Genomic DNA, 20,730 nt, shown 5'->3' with positions numbered 1-20,730 from the left:
ATCATGCCCGCGGCCGGCTTGGGTCGGTGATCCACTCGCTCCATGATCCCGGATACAGCTTGGCCAGTGGGTAACCCGCGAGACAGAGCGCGAACAGGTTGTGACAGGCGGTGACACCAGAGCCGCAATAGGCCACTGCAACTTGCGGTGACTTGCCGTCTAGCAGCTGATCGAATCGGCCGCGTAGCTGCTCGGCATCGAGAAAGCGACCATCACTGCCCAGGTTCTCGCTGAAGGGCACGCAAACGGCACCAGGAATATGCCCGCCGATCGGGTCTATGGGCTCGACCTCGCCGAGGAAACGCGGCAGGGCACGTGCGTCGAGCAGTGCCAGCTCGGGGCTATGCAGGCGTTCTTGCAGTCGCGCTGCATCGACGACCATGCTGTCGTCTGCGTTGCCGTCGAAATGGCCCGGCTGCACCGCGGGCGTGGTGCTTTCCATGGGCAACCCCGCTTCTCGCCAAGCGTTTACGCCCCCGTCCAGCAGGTAGACGCCCTCACGCTTGCCCAGCCACAGCAACAGCCACCACGCCCGAGCGGCAAATGCGCCGGGGCCGTCGTCATAGAGCACCACCTCGCTGCCGTCACCGAGGCCCCATTGGCGCAGGCGAGTCAGCAACTGCTCAGGCTCCGGCAGTGGGTGGCGCCCGGTGGTGCCGGGGATCACCGGGCCGGACAGGTCTTTTTCCAGATCGGCGAACTGCGCGCCCGGAATATGCTCCTCCCTGTAACTACGCCCGCCATAGGCCGGATCTTCCAGGGCGAAACGGCAATCCAGAATCAGCAGGTTGGGGGTGTGCAGGCGCTGGGCAAGCTCAGCGGCGGTAATGAGTTGGGCCAGTGGCATCGGTGCGGTTCCAGGCGGATTGATCGGTCAACACTACCAGCGCGCGTGGCGGTCATGAATGCCCCGGCCGCTCGGATGCTCGATATATACTGCGCGCCTCGTTCGGCCGTGCGCCGGTCGTCAGCCGAAAAGGAGGGCCGTGTGGCCATCGAAACTCAATGGGTTCTGGATGATGAACATCTGACTCACCTGTGCGCCGAATGGCGCCAGCTGCTCTATGTGGCAGTGGATACCGAATTCATGAGGGTCGATACCTTCTACCCCATCGCTGGGCTGATACAGGTCGGTGACGGGCGGCGTGCCTATCTGATCGACCCGCTGAGCGTACGTGACTGGTCCGCGTTTGCCGCGTTGCTGCAAGACCCGGCGGTGGTGAAAGTGCTGCACGCCTGCAGCGAAGACCTCGAAGTACTGCTGCGTTTGACCGGTAGCCTGCCGCAGCCGCTGTTCGACACCCAGCTGGCGGCCGGTTACCTGAATATCGGTTTCTCCATGGGCTACTCGCGGCTGGTCCAGGCGGTACTCGGCATCGAGTTGCCCAAGGGCGAAACGCGCTCGGACTGGTTGCAGCGGCCTCTGAGTGACATGCAGGTGCGATATGCCGCCGAGGATGCCCAGCATCTGGCCGAGTTGTACGAAGCGCTGCTGCCGAAGCTGTCCGAGGACAAGCGTGCCTGGGTACTGGAGGATGGTGCCGAGCTGGTAGCCAACCTGCAGCGCGAATCCGATCCCGATGAAGCCTACCGTGATGTGAAGCAGGCCTGGCGGCTCAAGCCGCAGCAGCTCGCCGTGCTCAAGGTGCTGACGGCCTGGCGCGAGCGTCAGGCCCGTGCGCGCAACCAACCGCGCAATCGCGTGCTGCGCGAAGCCAGTCTCTGGCCGCTGGCGCGCACCCAGCCGCGCGATCTGGTGACGCTGGCCCGGATCGAGGACATGCATCCGCGTACCGTGCGCCAGGATGGTGAATTGCTGCTGGAGATGATCCGTGAGGCCGCGACGACGCCCGAACAGGATTGGCCGGCACCGCTACCGGAACCATTGCCCCTGGAGGTGTCGTCCGTGCTGAAAAAGCTGCGCGCGGTCGGCCAGCGCGAAGCGCAGGCGCTGGATATCGCACCGGAGCTGATGTTGCGCAAGAAAACGCTCGAGGCGCTGCTCAAGAGCGGCTACCCCGATGGACCCTATGAACTGCCCGAATCGCTGCGCGGCTGGCGCCGTGAGCGGATGGGGCAAGCCCTGCTCGATGCTCTGGAAAAACGACCATGAAAGTCATCTGTTCCATCTACAAAAGCCCACGCAAGGACGGAATGTACCTTTACGTCGAAAAGCGCGATGCGCTCAAGCGTGTCCCCGAAGGTCTGATCGCGGCGTTCGGGCCGCCGCAGCTGGCCTTCGAAATGGTGCTGACGCCCGAGCGCCAACTGGCACGCGAAGACATCACTAAGGTGCTCGCCAATCTCCAGGCACAGGGCTACCACCTGCAGATGCCGCCCGCCGAGGACGATTACATCGAGCATCTTCCCGAAGAGCTGCTGCGCATGAACGATCCGATGTAAACACCTGCTCGATCCTGACGCTGGACAAGATGCGTCGGCCGGATCGGAACTACGCTCTTCTGACCGTACATGCATAAGGAGACGACGATGAAAACGCGTTCTTTGGTGATCGGTTCGGTAATGGCGGCTCTGGCGATGTCGGCCGGCGCGCAGACGCCCTCCAGCGATAACGAAGCCTGGCAGCAGCATTGGCAGAAGATGCAGGAGTACCGGCAGGCCTGGCAGTCTGCGAAGACCCCGCAGGAGCGACAGAAACTTCGCGAAGAGCATTGGCATAGCATGCAGTCCGGTATGGGTGGCATGGCCGGCTGCCCGATGGGCGGGCCCGGCGGCGGAATGGGCAAGCAGGGTGGCAAGCCGATGCAGGGCGCCATGAGTGGCGGCATGATGGGCGCGCCGTCCAAGGAGATGCTCGACATGCGTATCCAGCACATGGAGCAGATGCTCGAGCAGATGCGTAGTCACCGGCAGATGCTCGACAAGCAGTAGCGATCGATGTAGCCCCCGGCTCCTACCGGCGGCATCCGCCTGGCGGCTCTTGGCCGGATATCCGACAGTGGCTAGACTTGCCGGTTTTTACCGGTAGTGACAGTCATGGCGGCCAAGGTCGAACCCTTCTGGATGCGCAAAACCCTTGCCGAACTCGATGCGGCGGAATGGGAGTCGCTGTGCGACGGATGCGGCCTCTGCTGCCTGCAGAAGCTCGAGGACGAGGAAGACGGCGCCGTTTACTACACACGTATCGCCTGCAAGCTGCTCGACTTGAAGACCTGCCGCTGCAGCGATTATCCCAACCGGCGCGCCAGTGTGCCGGACTGCATACAGCTGAACGCTTCCGATGCTGCTCAGTTCAAATGGCTACCGCCCACCTGCGCCTACCGCCTGGTGGCCGAGGGCAAGGACCTGCCGCTCTGGCATCATCTGGTCTGTGGCGACCCTGAAGCGGTGCACGTCGAGCGGATTTCCCAGTCGGGCCGGATGCTCGCCGAAGGCAGCGTTGCCGAGGAGCACTGGGAAGATCACCTGATTTTCCGTGCCGGTTGAATCTAAGCCTCGTTTGCATCGTCTCAAGATCAGCACACCTCGCGCGTTTCCGATGGAGTTCTCCTTGATGCTTGTTCGACTGCTGTCGCTGTTCGCTCTTGTTCTTTTCGTCAGCGCTGAGGCCCACGCGGCCAAGCGGGTCGACCTGGACTATCACGTGCGTTTTCTGCCCGACGAGGATCAGGCCGAGGTGCAACTGATCCTGGAGAAAGGCGAAGCGGTTCGTAGCCTGGAGTTCAATCTGGGCGATGACGGCTACTACAGCGATTTCGTAGCGGATGGAGAGTGGTTGCAGGCGTCGCCGGAGCGTGGTGCCTGGCGACCCGCCGAAGGCAAGGCGCGTCTCAGCTACCGCGTGCGTATCAGCCATCCGCGCGACAACGGACGCTACGACGCACGGATGACCAGTGATTGGGCGCTGTTCCGTGGCGATGATCTGGTGCCGCCGGCCCGGCTCGATCAGGTCGACGGTGTGAAACTGGTTTCTCGCATCACCTTCGAGCTGCCCGAGGGTTGGAAGAGCATCGAAACCGGCTGGCCGCGTGTCGGCAAGAATCGCTTCCGCGTGGATAACCGTGAGCGGCTGTTCGACCGGCCGACCGGCTGGATGCTCGCCGGCAAGCTCGGTACCCGTCGCGCCAAGCTCGGCGAAACGGACGTCACCATCGCGGCGCCGGTTGGAGAGGGCGTCCGGCGGATGGATATTCTGACGATGCTGACCTTCGTCTGGCCGCAGGTACAGAACGTCTTTCCCCGCGACCCGGCGAAGCTGCTCATCGTTGGTGCCGGCGACCCCATGTGGCGTGGTGGGTTGTCCGGTCCGAACTCGCTGTACATGCACGCCGATCGGCCGATTGTCAGCGAGAACGGTACAAGCTCGCTGGTGCATGAGCTTGTTCACGTCTTTAGCCGCATCAAGGACAGCGACCGCAGCGACTGGATCACTGAGGGGCTGGCCGAGTACTACGCCATCGAACTGGTGCGTCGCGCCGGCGGCATGAGCGAAGACCGCTACCAGGCGGTACGTGAGCATCTGACCAAGTGGAGCCGCAAGGTCGATAGCTTGCGCACCGAGCGCTCGACAGGGCCGATCACCGCCCGTGCCGTGCTGCTGTTGCAAGAGCTGGACAAGGAGATCCGTCAGCGCAGCAAGGGCCGCCATTCGCTCGACGACGTCAGTCGTGGCTTGATGCGCATGGATACAGTCAGCACCGACGTCTTCATCGAAATGACCGAGACGCTGCTGGGTGGTGGCTCGAAGGTGCTCGATACGCGCCTGCTGCGCTGACGGCGGCCGCGATAGCGTCGTTGGCCTTGTCCTGAGCCCGAGGGGATCTCATGTCCGTGATCGATCTACGCAGCGACACCGTTACCCAGCCCAGCGCAGCAATGCGCGAAGCGATGCTTGCCGCCGAAACCGGTGACGATGTCTATGGCGAAGATCCAACGGTCATTCTGCTCGAACGGCGCCTCGCAGCCGACCTGGGCTTCTCTGCGGGGATGCTCGTGCCGTCCGGCACCATGAGCAATCTGCTGGCGCTGATGGCGCACTGCGAGCGTGGCGATGAATACATCGTCGGGCAGCAGGCCCATACCTACAAATACGAGGGCGGCGGAGCGGCCGTGCTCGGCTCGATCCAGCCCCAGCCGATCGAAATGGAAGCCGACGGAACGCTGGATCTGGCGCGTGTCGAGGCCGCGATCAAACCGGACAATTTCCACTTCGCCCGCAGTCGCCTGCTCGCGCTGGAAAACACCATGCATGGCAAGGTTCTGCCGCTGGACTACTTGGCCGCGGCTCGCGACTTCAGCCATCGTCACGGGCTGGCGCTGCACCTCGATGGCGCGCGGCTGTACAACGCTGCGGTGAAGCTCGGCTGCGATGCGTGCGAGATCACCCGGCATTTCGATACGGTGTCGGTCTGCCTGTCCAAGGGCCTCGGCGCGCCAGTCGGCTCGGTGCTGTGCGGCAGCGAGGCGTTCATCGCCAAGGCCCGGCGCCTACGTAAGATGGTCGGCGGCGGCATGCGCCAGGCCGGCATTCTCGCCGCCGCTGGCTTGTACGCGCTGGAGCACAACATCGGGCGATTGGCCGATGACCATCGTCGTGCACTACAGCTCGGCGATGAGTTGGCAGCCCTCGGCTTGGCTGTGGAGCCGGTGCAGACCAACATGGTCTATGTCGAGATGGGGGAAAAGGCAGCGGCGCTGACGGCCTTCTGCGCGGAGCGTGGCATTCGCCTGACGTCTGCGACTCGGCTGCGGCTGGTTACCCATATGGACCTGCACGACGAGCATCTTCCGGTAGTGGTGAATGCATTCGCCGAATTTGCCGAAAACATGGGCCGTTGCTGACGTCGAATTGCTTGATTCAATCGCCTTTATCCCCTATACCCGGCGCGCAGGCCCGATATAATGCGGCCCTTTGCCGGCTATCCGTTGGGTAGTTGCGAACCGGTTTTCGGTAGTCTCGCCTCGCCGTGTCGTTTTGCAGCCGTTCGGCCGCAGTCCTCTGGAAGAAATCTATGAAAAGCGCAGAAATCCGTGAAGCCTTCCTCCGCTTCTTCGAAGAGAAGGGCCACACACGCGTGGCCTCAAGTTCGCTGATTCCGGCGAACGACCCGACCCTGTTGTTCACCAACGCCGGCATGAATCAGTTCAAGGACTGCTTCCTCGGCCTGGAAAAGCGCGCCTACACCCGCGCCACCACCAGCCAGAAGTGCGTGCGGGCGGGCGGCAAGCACAATGACCTGGAGAACGTCGGCTACACCGCGCGTCACCACACCTTCTTCGAGATGCTCGGCAACTTCAGCTTCGGCGACTATTTCAAGCGCGACGCCATCACTTACGCCTGGGAGTTCCTCACGTCCGAGAAGTGGCTGAACCTGCCCAAGGAGAAGCTCTGGGTCACCGTCTATGCCAGCGACGATGAGGCCTACGACATCTGGACCAAGGAAGTCGGCGTGCCGGCCGAGCGCATGGTGCGAATCGGTGACAACAAGGGCGCCCCTTACGCGTCGGACAACTTCTGGGCGATGGGCGACACCGGCCCATGCGGTCCCTGCACCGAGATTTTCTTCGACCACGGTGAGCACATTTGGGGCGGCCCGCCCGGCTCGCCGGAGGAAGATGGCGATCGCTACATCGAGATATGGAACAACGTCTTCATGCAGTTCAACCGCACGGCCGATGGCGTCATGCATCCGCTGCCGGCGCCGAGTGTCGACACCGGGATGGGCCTCGAGCGCATCAGTGCGGTCCTGCAGCACGTCAACTCGAACTATGAAATCGATCTGTTCCAGAGTCTGCTCAACGCAGCGGCGGATGCCATCGGCTGCGCCAACGAAGGTCAGGCTTCACTGAAGGTCGTCGCCGACCATATCCGCTCCTGCGGCTTCCTCATCGCCGACGGCGTTACCCCGTCCAACGAAGGCCGCGGTTACGTTCTGCGCCGCATCGTTCGCCGTGCCTGCCGTCACGGCAACAAGCTGGGCGCCAAAGGCAGCTTCTTCCACCGTATCGTCGCCGCACTCGTTGCGGAAATGGGCGATGCGTTCCCTGAACTCAAGCAGCAGCAGGCGCATATCGAGCGTGTGCTGAAGAACGAGGAAGAACAGTTCGCCAAGACCCTGGAACAGGGCCTGAAAATCCTCGAGCAGGATCTGGCTGGCCTGACTGGCAGCATCATACCCGGCGATGTGGTGTTCAAGCTGTACGACACCTACGGCTTCCCGGTCGACCTGACCGGCGACATCGCCCGCGAGCGCAATCTGACCCTCGACGAAGACGGTTTCGAACGTGAAATGCAGGCGCAGCGTGAGCGTGCGCGTTCGGCCAGTGCCTTCGGCATGGACTACAACAGCTTGGTAAAAGTGGAAGGCGACACGCGCTTCCTCGGTTACCAGGGCACATCCGGTGCCGGTAAGGTGCTTGCGCTGTTCAAGGAAGGCATGGTGGTCGACAGCCTGAGCGCTGGCGAGGAAGGCGTCGTGGTGCTCGATCAGACGCCGTTCTATGCGGAGTCCGGCGGCCAGATTGGTGACTGTGGCTATCTGGCGGCAGAGGGCTTGCGTTTCGATGTCCGCGATACCAGCAAGGCCGGCAGCGCATTCCTGCATCACGGCATCGTCGACAGCGGCACGCTGCACGTAGGTGCGGATGTCGAGGCGACTGTCGATGCGTCCGTGCGCCAGGCCACTGCGCTCAACCATTCGGCAACACACCTGCTGCATGCCGCGCTGCGAGAGATTCTTGGCGAGCACGTCAGCCAGAAGGGCTCGCTGGTGGACAGCCAGCGCCTGCGCTTCGACTTCAGCCACTTCGAGGCGATCAAGCCAGAGCAGCTGCGCGCGCTGGAGGATCGGGTCAACGCCGAGATTCGCCGCAACTCCGCGGTGGAGATCGAGGAAACCGATATCGATACCGCCAAGGCCAAGGGAGCGATGGCGTTGTTCGGTGAAAAGTACGGTGACTCCGTGCGGGTGCTGACCATGGGCGGTGGCTTCTCGGTCGAGTTGTGCGGCGGTACTCACGTAAACCGCACTGGCGATATCGGGCTGTTCAAGATCACCTGCGAAGGCGGCGTGGCGGCTGGTGTTCGGCGGATCGAGGCGGTCACTGGCGCACCTGCATTGGCTTATCTCAATGCAGCCGAGGAACAGCTGAAAGAGGCGGCGAACCTGGTCAAGGGCAGCCGTGACAATCTGCTTGACAAGCTCGGTGGCATCCTCGAGCGCAACCGTCAGCTGGAGAAGGAGCTCGAGCAGCTCAAGGCTAAGGCGGCCAGCGCTGCGGGCAATGACCTGGCGGGCTCTGCAGTCGAGGTGAAGGGCGTACGCGTGCTGGCTGCGCGCCAGGACGGGCTGGACGGCAAGGCGTTGCTGGCGCTGGTCGACCAGCTGAAGAACAAGCTGGGCAGCGCCGTCATCCTCCTGGGTGGTGTTCAGGACGATAAAGTGGTGCTGGTCGCGGGCGTAACCCAGGACCTGACTGGTCGTTTGAAGGCCGGCGACCTGATGAAGCAGGCCGCGGCAGCGGTTGGCGGCAAGGGGGGCGGTCGTCCGGATATGGCGCAAGGCGGCGGCAGCGAGCCCGCCAAGCTGGATGATGCGCTGGCACTGGCGGTGCCATTTACCGAGCAGGGGCTTTGATTCAGTTACCGTGCTGCGTCCCGCCGGCGCCCGTCGAGCGGGTCTGGTTGAGCCGGTGCTTGGCAGGTTTCGGGGTTGTTTGATTAATGATCGCCCTTCAGGGGCTCTAGGCGGCTAACAATGGCTTTGATCGTACAGAAGTTTGGAGGCACCTCGGTCGGCACTGTCGAGCGGATCGAGCAGGTGGCCGAGAAGGTCAAGAAGTTCCGCGACGGTGGAGACGATATCGTCGTGGTCGTCTCGGCAATGAGTGGCGAAACCAACCGCCTGATCGATCTCGCCAAGCAGATCAGTGATCAGCCGGTCGCCCGAGAATTGGATGTGATGGTTTCCACCGGTGAGCAGGTGACCATTGCCCTGTTGGCGATGGCGCTTATCAAGCGCGGCGTACCGGCGGTGTCCTACACTGGCAATCAGGTTCGTATCCTCACCGACAGCGCCCATACCAAGGCACGCATCCTGCAGATCGATGGCCAGCGGATCCAGCGCGACATCAAGGCTGGGCGGGTTGTTGTGGTGGCTGGCTTCCAGGGTGTGGACGAGAAGGGCAATATCACTACCTTGGGTCGTGGCGGCTCGGATACCACAGGCGTGGCGCTGGCCGCTGCGCTGAAGGCCGACGAATGTCAGATCTATACCGATGTGGATGGCGTCTATACCACCGATCCTCGGGTCGTGGCCAAGGCTCAGCGACTGGACAAGATCACCTTCGAGGAGATGCTGGAAATGGCCAGCCTCGGCTCCAAGGTGCTACAGATTCGGGCGGTTGAGTTCGCCGGTAAGTACAGCGTCCCGCTGCGCGTACTGCACAGTTTTCAGGAGGGTCCGGGTACCCTCATTACCCTTGATGAAGAGGAATCCATGGAACAGCCCATCATTTCCGGCATCGCCTTCAACCGCGACGAGGCCAAGCTGACCATCCGTGGGGTCCCGGATACGCCCGGTGTGGCGTTCAAGATCCTCGGTCCGATCAGCGCCGCGAACGTTGAAGTGGATATGATCGTGCAGAACGTCGCGCACGATAACACCACCGACTTCACGTTCACTGTGCATCGCAACGACTACAACAATGCGTTGCAGGTATTGCAGGGCATTGCATCCGAGATGGGCGCTCGTGAGGTCATCGGCGATACGGATATCGCCAAGGTGTCCATCGTCGGCGTAGGCATGCGTTCGCATGCCGGCGTAGCCAGCCGCATGTTCGAGGCCCTGGCCAAGGAAAATATCAACATCCAGATGATTTCGACGTCGGAAATCAAAGTGTCGGTAGTGATCGAGGAGAAGTACCTCGAGCTTGCCGTGCGTGCTTTGCATACTGCGTTCGAACTTGATGCGCCCGCCGGCAATACTGCGGAATGATTCGCAGAAGGCGCGCTAGTCCGCGCCTTCTGTCGTATTGGGTCATGCGAAAAGGAACTTTAGGCTCCTGCGCGCGGGTCAATACCTGTTGAAAGGCTCTAGCTTCATGTTTTACGGACATTTTCCGTATTTATCTTTGCAGACTGTTTACTGAACTGAATCCGTTTAAGGAGAAAGGAATGCTGATTCTGACTCGCCGGGTTGGAGAAACCCTGATGGTGGGTGACGATGTGACTGTCACCGTGTTGGGTGTGAAAGGAAACCAAGTACGTATCGGCGTCAATGCGCCCAAGGAGGTGGCGGTGCATCGCGAGGAGATTTACCAACGGATCCAGAAAGAGAAGGATCAGGAACCAAGCCACTAATTTTTCTGTAATTTTCGGCTTTGCAAACGGGGCAAAGATGGGTATTATGCGCCCCGTATTGCGGAGAGGTGGCCGAGTGGCCGAAGGCGCTCCCCTGCTAAGGGAGTACACCTCAAAAGGGTGTCGGGGGTTCGAATCCCCCCTTCTCCGCCATTTTGCATTCTAGGGTTCAGGGTTCTCGCGGCAGCCTGCTTTCATACAAGAAAGCGCCACGGCAAAGTGCTTGACCGTCAATGTTTACTCCCTATAATGCGCACGCTCAGCGCACTCATAGCTCAGCTGGATAGAGTACTCGGCTACGAACCGAGCGGTCGGAGGTTCGAATCCTCCTGAGTGCGCCACACTTCGAATGATCGGCAGAAATGCGGATCACTCAAGCCACCAGCGGTGATCTGGTCTAACAAGCACTTACGCACTCATAGCTCAGCTGGATAGAGTACTCGGCTACGAACCGAGCGGTCGGAGGTTCGAATCCTCCTGAGTGCGCCAACTAAGAGAAGGGCCTGCAGCGATGCAGGCCCTTTTTCGTTTTCGAGCGTTAGCGTCTACCAAGAACGCAGCCGAACTCGTCGAAGCTGACGGTGCGTACCTGGCCGCTGCTGCTGCGAAAGCGCAGGCGTTCCCGCCCGTTGCTACTTGTGATGCTCTCCGGTCGCCCGAATGCGCTTTCGACGTCACTGCGAGTCATGCCGGTGCGGATCTGTTTGTTGATGATTGCGCTGCGCCGTTCGCTGCCGGTTACTCTGTTGCCGCAACCGTCATCTCGTTCGGCGACTATCGCCAGGCTTTCGCCTTCACTGCCGGCGGGGCTTTTCCTGGTCTTGAGGGTCGCCATTGGCACGGCTTTCCCTGAACTGGGTGTTGGATTGGTTGCGCGCTGCCGTTGCTGTCTTTGGTTTTCCGGGCAGCCTTGCTGGCTGAAGGTGACATGCCCGGATTGGTCGACGCAGCGAAATACGCTTGCTGAAAATGCGGGGGTGGATAGCAATAGCAGGCTCACACCTATGGACAGTGCTCTCATTCTCGTCCTCCATGACTGAACAACTGTCCATTCAGGCTACTCAATAAAAGCTGCTCGTACATTCGTGTCTCTTCGCAGCGTGAAGGCGTCGACAGAATGTCGGCTTCTCCGTCGCAAGCTCTTCTGCATCTTTGACGCAGCCCTTGTGATGGCCGTGTTTGAGCGCGTCGGGCCGCTGATTGCGATGTTATGATGCCCGCATCTGCCCCTCAGGGTTTGTGGAACAACCTTTCTTTATGGACTTACCCAGTAGTCGTTCACGTTTCCAATTTGCCAATCACGTACTGATTGATTGATTTTCCCTGGCGTGCTCCCGGCCAGGGTGGAGTGCGCCATGACAGAAGTAGAAGCAAAAAAGCCCCAAGAGACCCTGCAGGATCGCCTGGCGCAGGTGGTCGATCTGCTGCAGCGCCGTCGCCTCGGTCAGGACGGCGATTACCGGCATGACGGCGAGCAGGTTGAGATCTACGACGAGAGTCAGATTCTCGCCGAGCTGCAACGCAAGCTCGACGAATTGCATCCTGCTGACGTCGCTCACATTCTCGAAGCGCTACCGCTCGAAGAGCGACTGACCGTCTGGCAACTGGTCAAGGCCGAGCGAGACGGCGATATCCTGCTCGAGGTGTCCGACGCAGTTCGGGAAACGCTGATCGCCGATATGGACGATCATGAACTGCTTGCCGCGGCGAAGGAGATGGACGCCGACGAGCTGGCAGACCTAGCGCCGGAGTTGCCGCGCGACGTCGTTCATGAGTTGATGGAAAGCCTCGATGCGCAACAGCGCGAGCGCGTGCGATCAGCGCTGTCCTACGAAGAGGATCAGGTCGGGGCACTGATGGACTTCGAGATGGTGACCATCCGTGAGGATGTCAGTCTCGAAGTGGTGTTGCGTTATCTGCGCCGCCTCAAGGAGTTGCCGGGCCACACCGACAAGCTGTTCGTGGTCGACTACGACGGCGTGCTCAAGGGCGTGCTCCCGATCAAGCGATTACTGGTTAACGATCCGGATAAACAGGTCGCGGAGGTGATGGCCAGCGACCCCGTCACCTTTCACCCGGATGAAGACGCCTATGACGCGGCGCAGGCCTTCGAACGTTATGACTTAGTATCGACGCCGGTCGTCGACAAGGGTGGCAAGCTGATCGGGCGTCTGACCATCGATGAGATGGTCGACCTTATCCGTGAGGAGAGTGAAAGCGAAGTTCTCAACATGGCCGGTCTGCGCGAGGAGGAAGACATCTTCGCCTCCGTTTGGAAATCCGTCCGTAACCGTTGGGCCTGGCTCGCGGTCAACCTGGTTACTGCATTTATCGCCTCCCGGGTAATCGGCCTGTTCGATGGTTCGATCGAGAGGCTCGTGGCCCTCGCGGCCCTGATGCCAATTGTCGCAGGCATTGGCGGAAATTCGGGTAATCAGACAATCACCATGATCGTGCGCGCAATGGCGTTGGATCAGGTGGGTACCGGTAATACGACCCGACTGTTGCGCAAGGAGGTCGGGGTTGGCCTGGTCAACGGGCTGGTCTGGGGTGGTGTGATCGGTGCGGTGGCCTGGTGGCTGTATGGCAGCTGGTCTCTGGGGGTAGTCATGACGGCGGCTATGACACTGAACCTGCTGCTCGCTGCGCTTATGGGCGTGCTGATTCCTATGACGCTGGCGCGCCTGGGGCGCGATCCGGCAATGGGGGCAAGCGTCATGATCACTGCCATGACAGACAGCGGCGGGTTCTTCATTTTCCTTGGATTGGCGACCATTTTTCTGCTGTAGCGGTACTTTTCGCGCTTTATTGGGGTTTGCCTTATTTCGCTGTTTCGGGCTAAGGTTCGGCCGTTTCGTGTGTCGCGAAACGTGTCCGAACCCACGCAGCGAATAACAAGCAGCTTGAGCTGCTGACAAGGGAACTCCCGATGACCCCCAGCCAACTCCTGCTCGAAGGCGTCGAACTCATGCTGTTCGGCATCGGTTTCGTCTTCGCCTTTCTCGTTCTGTTGATCCTCTGCATTCGCTTGATGTCCTACCTCGCCGGCCGCTTCGTCACTGAGCCGGCGCCTCGAGTAGCGGCCGCTCAGGTTGCGAGCGCTGAAACAGATGCGGATATTCTTGCAGCCATCCAGGCCGCGATTCATCAACACCGCGCGCGACGCGGTTGACTCTGGAAAGGGAGTTCCTTCCATGACCATTGCTAAACAGCCGCTCGGCATAACCGATGTGGTGCTGCGTGATGCGCACCAATCCATTCTAGCCACCCGTGTTCGCTTGGAAGACATGTTGCCGATCGCTGCCAAGCTCGATCAGGTTGGCTTCTGGTCGGTGGAAAGTTGGGGCGGCGCGACCTTCGATGCCTGTATCCGCTACTTGGGAGAAGACCCTTGGGAGCGCATTCGCGAACTCAAGAAGGCCATGCCCAACACGCGTCAGCAGATGCTGCTGCGAGGCCAGAACCTGCTGGGCTATCGGCACTACGCCGATGATGTCGTGGAAAAATTCGTCGAGCGCGCCGCTGTAAATGGCGTCGATGTCTTTCGCGTATTCGACGCTATGAACGATCCGCGCAATCTCGAAACTGCCCTGCGTGCCGTCAAACAACAGGGCAAGCATGCACAAGGCACCATTTCCTATACCACCAGTCCGGTGCATACGCTGGAGATGTGGGTCGATCTGGCAAAGCAGATCGAGGATATGGGCGCCGACTCGGTGGCGATCAAGGATATGGCAGGCATCCTTACGCCGTACATGGCGTTCGAGCTGGTGTCGCGCTTGAAGTCCAGCCTTGCGATTCCGATCCATATGCAATGCCACGCTACAGCCGGCCTGTCGACGGCCGCCATTCTCAAGGCAGTAGAAGCGGGTATCGACAATGTCGATACAGCCATTTCGTCGCTATCGATGACCTACGGACATTCTCCGACGGAATCGGTGGTGGCTATTTTCCAGGGCACGGAGCGCGATACCGGCTTGAACCTGGAGCTGCTCGAGGAAATCGCGGCGTACTTCCGCGAGGTTCGCAAGAAGTACGCGAAATTCGAGGGCACCCTGCGCGGTGTCGACTCGCGAATCCTCGTGGCTCAGGTGCCCGGCGGCATGTTGACCAATATGGAAGGTCAGCTGAAGGAGCAGGGTGCTCTGGACAAGTTCGACGACGTGCTTGCTGAAATCCCTCGCGTTCGTGAAGACCTCGGCTTCATCCCGCTGGTGACGCCCACGTCGCAAATCGTCGGTACCCAGGCGGTGATCAATGTGCTGATGGGAGAGCGCTACAAGTCGATCACCAAAGAGACGGCAGGCGTGCTCAAAGGTGAATATGGTGCGGCCCCTGCGCCTTTCAATTCCGAGCTGCAGGCTCGTGTGCTGGAGGGGGCCGAGGTGATCACCTGTCGTCCCGCAGACCTGCTGCAGCCGGAAATGGATCGACTTACTGCCGAACTGAAAGGGATCGCAAAAGAGAAGGGCATCCAGCTCGCTACGGATTCGATCGATGACGTGCTGACCTATGCGCTATTCCCCCAGATCGGATTGAAGTTTTTGGAGAACCGTGGAAACCCATCCGCGTTCGAGCCGGCGCCAACCGGGGGCGATCTACCAACGCGAGAGGCGGGCAAGCCGGAGGTCTACACCGTTGAAGTCAACGGCAAATCTTTCGTCGTACAAGTGAGCGATGGCGGCGATATCGAGGGCATCAAGCCTCTCGGCGCTGGTGGCGGCGCTACCAGCGCGGTTGCTGGTTCTGCCGCCGTGCCTGCCACTGGTGAAACCCAGGCGGCGCCGCTGGCGGGCAACATATTCAAAGTGCTGGTGCAGCCCGGACAGTTGGTCCAGGAGGGCGATCTGGTGATGATTCTCGAAGCCATGAAAATGGAAACCGAGATCCGTGCGTTCAAGGCCGGCACCGTCGCCTCCGTCAGCGTCAAGGTGGGCGACGCGGTTTCGGTCGGTGACAGTCTGCTGAGCATCGGCTAAGGGGAGTCCCATGGAAAAGTTGCTCAAGCTGTGGCACGGAACCGGCCTGTACCATCTGGAGCCAGGGCAGGCGCTGATGATCTTCGTCTGTCTGGGGCTGATCTATCTGGCGATTCGGAAGGGATTCGAACCTTTGTTGCTGATCCCTATAGGGTTCGGTGGCATCCTGGCAAACATCCCGGTTGCCAACATGGGCGAGGGTGCCGGAATTCTGCATCTGTTTTATGAGGTAGGGTTACCGACCAGCGTCTTTCCGCTGTTGATCTTCATGGGCGTTGGCGCGATGACCGACTTTGGCCCCATGCTTGCCAACCCAAAGACCCTGCTGCTTGGTGCAGCGGCGCAGTTCGGAATCTTTGCGACCCTGCTAGGCGCTCTTGCTCTGACCGCTGCCGGGATTCCGGGTATGGAGTTCACGCTGCGCGAGGCAGCGTCGATCGCTATCATTGGGGGCGCAGACGGTCCAACGTCGATCTTCGTGACATCCAAGCTTGCCCCAGAGTTGCTCGGTCCGATTGCGGTTGCCGCGTATTCCTACATGGCCCTCGTGCCGCTGATTCAGCCGCCGATCATGCGTGCGATGACCACCAAAGAGGAGCGTGCAATCGTCATGACGCAACTGCGTCATGTCGGGCAGGTCGAGAAGATAGTATTCCCGCTGGTGCTCTGTTTGCTGGTCGGCTTGCTACTGCCGGATGCCGCACCGCTGGTGGGTATGTTCGCCTTCGGTAATCTGTTGCGCGAATGTGGTGTGGTGGATCGCCTGGCGGATACTTCACGAAATGCCCTGATCAACATCGTTACCATTGCTCTTGGTCTGACAGTCGGTTCGAAGCTATCGGCCGAGGCCTTCCTGCAGATGAAAACCTTGGGGATTCTCGTGCTGGGTATGGTTGCCTTTTGCGGTGGTACCGCAGCGGGTATTTTCATGGCCAAAGTGATGAACCGTTTCAGTGAGAACAAGATCAATCCGTTGATCGGTTCCGCAGGAGTCTCTGCTGTGCCGATGGCTGCACGTGTATCGAACAAGGTGGGGCTGGAGGCCAATCCTCAGAACTTCCTGCTGATGCATGCCATGGGGCCCAACGTGGCAGGTGTCATCGGCTCTGCGGTTGCGGCCGGGGTGCTGCTCAACTTTGTAGGCTAGTTGTATAGGCGCCTCTGCAACGGGGGCGCCTTGCTGCATCCAAGTTCTAACTTCTTATCGAGCGCGGATCTCGGGTCGACCATAGATTCGGCGCAACCCGTGTGTCCGAAGCACATTCGTGCCTGTCTTGATGGCTAGGACGATGATGAAGGGGGAACTGATGCGGCTGGCTGACTTGTTGACCGCCTGAGAGTGGCAGCCGGAAGCAGGGGTAATCAGAGACAGCGTCAGCTGGAGCCAGTCACCTGTCTCCAGCTGGTGGCTGGTCCGGGGTCAATCTTCTTTGGCGAGCTCGGTGTCCTGAGCGATCAATGCAATGAGCGCGTTCTGCTGGCGGTGAGCGAGCTGGCGAAAGCGCTGCAGAAGCTCTCGCTCGTGAAGAGACAGCTCTGGGCTGTCGAGCCGCATGCTCAGATCTTCATCCAGTGCGCCTTCCTGCAGCAGGCTCTGCTCCAATCTGGCGATGATTTCTGAGTTCATGCTGCGGTGATGATTCCGCGCTACCTCGGCGATGCGTTCACGCATGCCGTCGGGAAGCCGAACAACGAATTTGTCAGCCGTACGGCTGGAATAAACTGCCTGTTTCATAGGGCGCATAATTAACCGGTTAGTCAGGTGGGCGTGCTGGCGTATTGCCGGGGTAGTCACCGGTCTGACAACCACCAGTACTCGCTGTTCCGTCAGCCAGGTTAAAAATTAGGAGACGGCTTCATGACGCCAATTGTACGTCGATATTCTGATTAGTAAACTGCTCGTGCTATCAAAATGCCTTTACTGTGAACCAGTCTGATTATCGTCCGGCTATGGGGTCTTAGCGCAGCACTGGATCGAACTTGATCCTGCGTCCGATCATGAGTGCGATCAGGGATAAGCTTCCGAATATGCCAAGTCCTGCCTTGCACAAGGTATCCAAGGTCGCCAGGCTTTGGGGGGCCAGGAAGGCACCGTAGCCGCACGCTGCGGTAAGAAGCAAGCAAGTCAATGCAAATCTGGACATGAGTAACTCCTTTTGCGGAACCATCCGCGCTCAACTGAATCCCTTAGAACACCCAGCGTTGCGGTTGAGTGAGCACGCTCGCCTCGCCTGAGTTGAGGGTGGTGATCTGTGCGTGTTCCAAATTGCTCGTGCGCTGAATGGAGAACTGGGAAGAGGGCTCGTATCGCTGTTGCTGCGGTTCGGCGGATGGCAGCTGCGAGGCTGTCAGGGCGGCAAATGTAAAGCCTGTAGTAAGAAGAAAAGCCGACTTGATCATGAGCGTTATCCTTCGCGTCACGTTAACTTTGCCTAGCTATTGCAGTAGCTGTGCCAAAGTTTATCTGGGTAAAAATTCTTATAAATCAATAAGTTGGCTTTGTGTTGGGGCGAGTATTGCTTGCGCTTTGCACGGATGACTGATAGCGGTCATGCAATTTGCATTGCTTGAGTGTGAGGGGCGTATTCGGCTGTAGGAGGCTGCATGGCATCAGGTCTACGATGCGCATGACAAATCGTGCTTGGCTCGTTACCATGCCCGCCGCGTTATGTCCCAGTAGCTCAATTGGATAGAGCATCCCCCTCCTAAGGGGAAGGTTGTGAGTTCGAACCTCGCCTGGGACGCCATAAGATTTCGCACAGCGATCACGTTCAAATAGCAAGGCTTGTGACTCGGCTGTGCCGCTTTTCCGCGACAAGCCTTGAGCTGAGCGGTGGTCTGGCAAGGCCCGCTGCGCGGCGCATTAGCCGAACGGTGAGGCGGAGTTGTCGCGGCGTGCGTCGCGTTGAAGCTGGTACACGAGCTTTTCAATCTGACGTTGCGTCAGTCCGCTGAGGCGATGAAAGCGCAGCCCGCAGATCGAAGTTCCAGACTTTTCATCAATGGCCGCGTGACGAAGCTCGACTTCCGTCTGGATCGCGCCAATTGGCAGCTTCGCGATCATCTCGTAGACCTGTCCCGTTTGAAGGATGGCCTGTTGATCGCCCTTTACGCTCAGCTTGCAGCCAGTAGCCGATATATCGAGCAGCCTGCCTTCCAGGGCCTTTCTTACTGTTGAGCCGCCGAGCTGCGCAGCGACGGCGATCTCTTTCAGCTGTGCGCGATAAGCATTGCGGCGCTGATGGTAAGTGAGCGTTGTCGGGGTTGGGATCCAATAGCAGCGAGCGCCATCAATTTCGCCGGTATGAACCTGTTGGTCGCTCGTCCAGGAGATTCGTGCGCCTTCGTAGAATCCTTCGATATGAATCGGCTCGCCTTGCAATAGCAGTCTCTCGCCGTCATTGGGGATCAATTCGTCGAGCGCTATCCAGCCGGTTTCACGGTTCATTTCAACCAGAAAACTCTGGTAGCGCTGGTTGCGCTCATGGAAGCGAAGCGTGAGGGGGGTGTTGTTGTCCAGAAGGGGACGCAGATTGGCGTAAATCTCGAGTGGCGCCGTCAGTACCTTGGGAGGCTGCGGGCCTTCATCGCCGAGGAATAAGCTAGACACGGGCCGATGCTCTCCGGCGCATTGTTGTCACCATCGCGTTGCGTCCTTGTGGCGGTCTATCGTTCAGGCTTGGCTCAGAGGCCGTTGCGGCTTGTTCTTGGCGGAACCGCCACGATTGTCATACAGGCCAAGTGTATCGTCCTTGCCTTGGAGAATGTGCAGCATTCCGCCAAGGGCGCTTTGATTGGCTCGGATGAGACGGCCATTTCTTTCATTGGCGCTACGGCAGCGCTCAAGCTCTGTCTCCAGCGATAGCGCTCGCTCAAGGATAAGCGCACCGTCCTTCGATCTATTTGCGGCCGCTTCAAGTCCGGCGCGATCAGGCGTCAGCTGTAATCCCGCAAGCCACTGGCTACGTTGAGTGCCATGCTGTCCAAGCAGTGCCAGTAACGGCTGCTTCTTCGCTAATATCGCCTCTAGCTCCGCCAGATTGCGTTCACCCAGTGCGGTGAACTCTTGATTGATGAGCTCAAGGAGCTGGCGTGCGATACCGATATCATCGGTTAGCTGCTCAAGCAGGGCTGTATCTTGCATTTCGTGCTCTGGGCTTGCTTGCGTATATGTGTCGGCTCAGGTTCAGCGCTGGGTCTCGAACGCGAGCAGCTTGGATGCGACGCGTTGGCTATCAACCTGGTAGGAGCCATCAGCGATCGCCTGTTTCAGCTTCTCAACGCGCTCCTGGTCCACTGCGGGCTGCTCGTTCAATTTGTCAGCCGCGTGCTGCAGGCGCTGGGCTTCAGGGCTCAGTTGAACGGTGTCGCTAGTGTTGGGGTTGACGCTGTCGGTTTTAGGCGCTTCGCTAGCAGGCCCTTGCTGGGTGCCGGCAGTACGCTCGTTGCCTTGTACGCCGCTGCGCCCGTTAGGGGCGTTCAGTGGACTGTTGGGCCGATTGAAGTCGATGACCATGATGCAAACCTCGAAGGAATCAGGACGCTTGCCATGTGTTCGGCAACAATGGAGGAAACTTTAGCCTTTTTTTCCAGCGAACACACTGGAAAACTGCGGCATGCGGACATGCTACATTGCCACTTCAACCTGGCCTGGGCCAGTCACTCGGGCCTTGATCGTGCGACCGGAACGTTGGTTCTTGACCGGGATCTGTTTGCCTGTAACGCCATCGGCCATCGCCTCGCCGGGCATGCGTACGCTTATCGAGCCCGACCTGGCCGTGATGACCACCTGATCACCTTTGCGTACTACCTTCGCCATTTCCAGCTGATTAGGCGTGATGACCTGATCTGGCTGAACCGGCCGCGTCAGCTTGTTACCCAGCGCCTCGTCGTGTCTTGTCAGGTATCCCTGAGTAAGGATGGACACGTCCCGTTCGGCTAGGCTCACGTCGGCATCGGTCAATACTGTGCCGCGCAGAAGTGATCTGCTGGCGACAAGGACCTGACGATAAAGGCGGACGTGGCTAGGGATGAATACCGACCATGGGCTGCTGCCTTCGCAACTTACCCGTACGCTCACGCGTCCTACAGGGATAGCGGTGCTGCCAAGGCTGGTCGTGAGAGTTTGATCGCATTGATTCAAGCGCAAACGAGGGTCCAGCCTGGCTACTTCGACCTCGTAGCGTGCATCGATAGCGCTGCGGCTCAAATACTCGCTTACTGTCTGCTCAAGAAACTGCTCGGTCACGTCGATAAGCTGCTGAGGATGTGACAAGGTTGACGCGTGGGTGAACTGAGAAAACACGCACAGCATTGATAGCAGCACGTTTCTGTACGGTAGCCGGCCGCGCCGGAAAATGGTCATTTGGACGTTCATATCCCAACCAAAGCAAGGGGCGTGCCGCGTCCTCGGCCCCAATAATCTGCAAG

At 59.7% G+C, this 20,730-nt stretch carries 22 protein-coding genes and 4 tRNA genes; 17 read left to right on the top strand and 9 right to left on the bottom strand.

Annotation, left to right across the window (positions count from 1 at the left end; all coding sequences use genetic code 11):
• Position 1: 1 nt before the first annotated feature.
• On the bottom strand, positions 2-847 hold the full coding sequence (locus IEG05_RS16065) for a sulfurtransferase (protein ID WP_046619891.1): 846 nt from the start codon (positions 845-847) through the stop codon (positions 2-4).
• 141 nt (positions 848-988) lie between these two features.
• On the opposite strand from IEG05_RS16065, the gene rnd reads away from it, so the two are divergent.
• The 12 genes from rnd (at position 989) to IEG05_RS16005 (ending at position 10,810) form a co-directional block, all read left to right on the top strand.
• Entirely contained in the window at positions 989-2,113 is a 1,125-nt protein-coding gene (gene rnd, locus IEG05_RS16060; protein WP_046619890.1) for a ribonuclease D, read from the top strand.
• A complete protein-coding gene (locus tag IEG05_RS16055; RefSeq protein WP_014819737.1) occupies positions 2,110-2,403 on the top strand; it encodes a YcgL domain-containing protein in 294 nt (97 codons plus the stop codon). The genes rnd and IEG05_RS16055 overlap by 4 nt, the downstream gene beginning before the upstream one ends.
• A gap of 87 nt (positions 2,404-2,490) precedes the next feature.
• Positions 2,491-2,892: a hypothetical protein gene (locus IEG05_RS16050; RefSeq protein WP_046619888.1), complete on the top strand. Its 402-nt coding sequence runs from the start codon at positions 2,491-2,493 to the stop codon at positions 2,890-2,892.
• A 105-nt stretch (positions 2,893-2,997) separates the two neighbouring features.
• Positions 2,998-3,447 (top strand): YcgN family cysteine cluster protein, encoded by a 450-nt coding sequence (locus IEG05_RS16045; RefSeq protein ID WP_046619886.1) that lies wholly within the window; start codon positions 2,998-3,000, stop codon positions 3,445-3,447.
• Between the two features lie 67 nt (positions 3,448-3,514).
• Positions 3,515-4,735, top strand: a complete 1,221-nt coding sequence (locus IEG05_RS16040; RefSeq protein ID WP_046619884.1) for a M61 metallopeptidase family protein — start codon at positions 3,515-3,517, stop codon at positions 4,733-4,735.
• 50 nt (positions 4,736-4,785) lie between these two features.
• Positions 4,786-5,802, top strand: coding sequence for a low-specificity L-threonine aldolase (ltaE, locus tag IEG05_RS16035; RefSeq protein WP_046619882.1), 1,017 nt, complete (start codon positions 4,786-4,788; stop codon positions 5,800-5,802).
• Between the two features lie 170 nt (positions 5,803-5,972).
• Positions 5,973-8,597: an alanine--tRNA ligase gene (alaS, locus tag IEG05_RS16030; protein WP_191122359.1), complete on the top strand. Its 2,625-nt coding sequence runs from the start codon at positions 5,973-5,975 to the stop codon at positions 8,595-8,597.
• 120 nt (positions 8,598-8,717) lie between these two features.
• Positions 8,718-9,956, top strand: coding sequence for an aspartate kinase (locus tag IEG05_RS16025; protein WP_003301319.1), 1,239 nt, complete (start codon positions 8,718-8,720; stop codon positions 9,954-9,956).
• Between the two features lie 179 nt (positions 9,957-10,135).
• On the top strand, positions 10,136-10,321 hold the full coding sequence (gene csrA, locus IEG05_RS16020) for a carbon storage regulator CsrA (protein WP_003283978.1): 186 nt from the start codon (positions 10,136-10,138) through the stop codon (positions 10,319-10,321).
• Positions 10,322-10,383: 62 nt separating this feature from the next.
• A tRNA-Ser gene (locus IEG05_RS16015) sits at positions 10,384-10,474 on the top strand.
• A 111-nt stretch (positions 10,475-10,585) separates the two neighbouring features.
• Positions 10,586-10,662: transfer RNA gene (locus IEG05_RS16010), tRNA-Arg, on the top strand.
• 71 nt (positions 10,663-10,733) lie between these two features.
• Positions 10,734-10,810: transfer RNA gene (locus tag IEG05_RS16005), tRNA-Arg, on the top strand.
• A 49-nt stretch (positions 10,811-10,859) separates the two neighbouring features.
• Here the strand turns inward: IEG05_RS16005 and IEG05_RS16000 are convergent.
• Entirely contained in the window at positions 10,860-11,342 is a 483-nt protein-coding gene (locus IEG05_RS16000) for a DUF4124 domain-containing protein (protein WP_041754275.1), read from the bottom strand.
• 334 nt (positions 11,343-11,676) lie between these two features.
• On the opposite strand from IEG05_RS16000, the gene mgtE reads away from it, so the two are divergent.
• The 4 genes from mgtE (at position 11,677) to IEG05_RS15980 (ending at position 16,447) form a co-directional block, all read left to right on the top strand.
• Positions 11,677-13,110, top strand: coding sequence for a magnesium transporter (gene mgtE, locus IEG05_RS15995; protein WP_125898277.1), 1,434 nt, complete (start codon positions 11,677-11,679; stop codon positions 13,108-13,110).
• 140 nt (positions 13,111-13,250) lie between these two features.
• On the top strand, positions 13,251-13,493 hold the full coding sequence (locus tag IEG05_RS15990; RefSeq protein WP_041013465.1) for an OadG family protein: 243 nt from the start codon (positions 13,251-13,253) through the stop codon (positions 13,491-13,493).
• Between the two features lie 22 nt (positions 13,494-13,515).
• Entirely contained in the window at positions 13,516-15,300 is a 1,785-nt protein-coding gene (gene oadA, locus IEG05_RS15985; RefSeq protein ID WP_046619873.1) for a sodium-extruding oxaloacetate decarboxylase subunit alpha, read from the top strand.
• 10 nt (positions 15,301-15,310) lie between these two features.
• The gene (locus IEG05_RS15980; RefSeq protein ID WP_014819748.1) at positions 15,311-16,447 is read left to right on the top strand and encodes a sodium ion-translocating decarboxylase subunit beta; all 1,137 of its coding nucleotides are present in this window, start codon (positions 15,311-15,313) and stop codon (positions 16,445-16,447) included.
• A gap of 273 nt (positions 16,448-16,720) precedes the next feature.
• Here IEG05_RS15980 and IEG05_RS15975 read toward each other — a convergent pair whose 3' ends face one another.
• The 3 genes from IEG05_RS15975 to IEG05_RS15965 form a co-directional block, all read right to left on the bottom strand.
• Positions 16,721-17,044: an Arc family DNA-binding protein gene (locus tag IEG05_RS15975; RefSeq protein WP_003301308.1), complete on the bottom strand. Its 324-nt coding sequence runs from the start codon at positions 17,042-17,044 to the stop codon at positions 16,721-16,723.
• Between the two features lie 214 nt (positions 17,045-17,258).
• Positions 17,259-17,444 (bottom strand): PA3371 family protein, encoded by a 186-nt coding sequence (locus tag IEG05_RS15970; protein WP_014819749.1) that lies wholly within the window; start codon positions 17,442-17,444, stop codon positions 17,259-17,261.
• 43 nt (positions 17,445-17,487) lie between these two features.
• Positions 17,488-17,700, bottom strand: coding sequence for a hypothetical protein (locus IEG05_RS15965; protein WP_042923622.1), 213 nt, complete (start codon positions 17,698-17,700; stop codon positions 17,488-17,490).
• A 270-nt stretch (positions 17,701-17,970) separates the two neighbouring features.
• Here IEG05_RS15965 and IEG05_RS15960 point away from each other — a divergent pair.
• Positions 17,971-18,047 (top strand) — tRNA-Arg (locus IEG05_RS15960).
• A 116-nt stretch (positions 18,048-18,163) separates the two neighbouring features.
• Here IEG05_RS15960 and IEG05_RS15955 read toward each other — a convergent pair.
• From IEG05_RS15955 to flgA, 4 genes are all read right to left on the bottom strand, one after another.
• Positions 18,164-18,910, bottom strand: coding sequence for a flagellar brake protein (locus IEG05_RS15955; protein ID WP_191122358.1), 747 nt, complete (start codon positions 18,908-18,910; stop codon positions 18,164-18,166).
• A gap of 63 nt (positions 18,911-18,973) precedes the next feature.
• A complete protein-coding gene (locus IEG05_RS15950; protein ID WP_046619868.1) occupies positions 18,974-19,444 on the bottom strand; it encodes a flagella synthesis protein FlgN in 471 nt (156 codons plus the stop codon).
• Positions 19,445-19,486: 42 nt separating this feature from the next.
• Positions 19,487-19,816, bottom strand: coding sequence for a flagellar biosynthesis anti-sigma factor FlgM (gene flgM / locus IEG05_RS15945; RefSeq protein WP_046619867.1), 330 nt, complete (start codon positions 19,814-19,816; stop codon positions 19,487-19,489).
• A 111-nt stretch (positions 19,817-19,927) separates the two neighbouring features.
• A complete protein-coding gene (gene flgA, locus IEG05_RS15940) occupies positions 19,928-20,665 on the bottom strand; it encodes a flagellar basal body P-ring formation chaperone FlgA (RefSeq protein WP_191122371.1) in 738 nt (245 codons plus the stop codon).
• Between the last annotated feature and the right edge of the window lie 65 nt (positions 20,666-20,730).

The sequence above is a fragment of the Stutzerimonas kunmingensis genome (assembly GCF_014764705.1).
In the GTDB taxonomy this organism is placed as follows: domain Bacteria; phylum Pseudomonadota; class Gammaproteobacteria; order Pseudomonadales; family Pseudomonadaceae; genus Stutzerimonas.
Note: the sequence above shows the minus strand (reverse complement) of the source record. Positions and strands in the feature narration are given on the sequence as shown.

Coding starts and splice junctions, on each gene's coding strand:
- IEG05_RS16000 (WP_041754275.1), bottom strand. CDS start 11,342: ATGAGAGCACTGTCCATAGGTGTGAGCCTGCTATTGCTATCCACCCCC.
- ltaE (WP_046619882.1), top strand. CDS start 4,786: ATGTCCGTGATCGATCTACGCAGCGACACCGTTACCCAGCCCAGCGCA.
- IEG05_RS15970 (WP_014819749.1), bottom strand. CDS start 17,444: ATGTCCAGATTTGCATTGACTTGCTTGCTTCTTACCGCAGCGTGCGGC.
- IEG05_RS16055 (WP_014819737.1), top strand. CDS start 2,110: ATGAAAGTCATCTGTTCCATCTACAAAAGCCCACGCAAGGACGGAATG.
- IEG05_RS16045 (WP_046619886.1), top strand. CDS start 2,998: ATGGCGGCCAAGGTCGAACCCTTCTGGATGCGCAAAACCCTTGCCGAA.
- IEG05_RS16050 (WP_046619888.1), top strand. CDS start 2,491: ATGAAAACGCGTTCTTTGGTGATCGGTTCGGTAATGGCGGCTCTGGCG.
- IEG05_RS15990 (WP_041013465.1), top strand. CDS start 13,251: ATGACCCCCAGCCAACTCCTGCTCGAAGGCGTCGAACTCATGCTGTTC.
- IEG05_RS16065 (WP_046619891.1), bottom strand. CDS start 847: ATGCCACTGGCCCAACTCATTACCGCCGCTGAGCTTGCCCAGCGCCTG.
- oadA (WP_046619873.1), top strand. CDS start 13,516: ATGACCATTGCTAAACAGCCGCTCGGCATAACCGATGTGGTGCTGCGT.
- IEG05_RS16040 (WP_046619884.1), top strand. CDS start 3,515: ATGCTTGTTCGACTGCTGTCGCTGTTCGCTCTTGTTCTTTTCGTCAGC.
- IEG05_RS16025 (WP_003301319.1), top strand. CDS start 8,718: ATGGCTTTGATCGTACAGAAGTTTGGAGGCACCTCGGTCGGCACTGTC.
- alaS (WP_191122359.1), top strand. CDS start 5,973: ATGAAAAGCGCAGAAATCCGTGAAGCCTTCCTCCGCTTCTTCGAAGAG.
- IEG05_RS15980 (WP_014819748.1), top strand. CDS start 15,311: ATGGAAAAGTTGCTCAAGCTGTGGCACGGAACCGGCCTGTACCATCTG.
- flgA (WP_191122371.1), bottom strand. CDS start 20,665: ATGACCATTTTCCGGCGCGGCCGGCTACCGTACAGAAACGTGCTGCTA.
- mgtE (WP_125898277.1), top strand. CDS start 11,677: ATGACAGAAGTAGAAGCAAAAAAGCCCCAAGAGACCCTGCAGGATCGC.
- IEG05_RS15975 (WP_003301308.1), bottom strand. CDS start 17,044: ATGCGCCCTATGAAACAGGCAGTTTATTCCAGCCGTACGGCTGACAAA.
- csrA (WP_003283978.1), top strand. CDS start 10,136: ATGCTGATTCTGACTCGCCGGGTTGGAGAAACCCTGATGGTGGGTGAC.
- IEG05_RS15965 (WP_042923622.1), bottom strand. CDS start 17,700: ATGATCAAGTCGGCTTTTCTTCTTACTACAGGCTTTACATTTGCCGCC.
- IEG05_RS15950 (WP_046619868.1), bottom strand. CDS start 19,444: ATGCAAGATACAGCCCTGCTTGAGCAGCTAACCGATGATATCGGTATC.
- flgM (WP_046619867.1), bottom strand. CDS start 19,816: ATGGTCATCGACTTCAATCGGCCCAACAGTCCACTGAACGCCCCTAAC.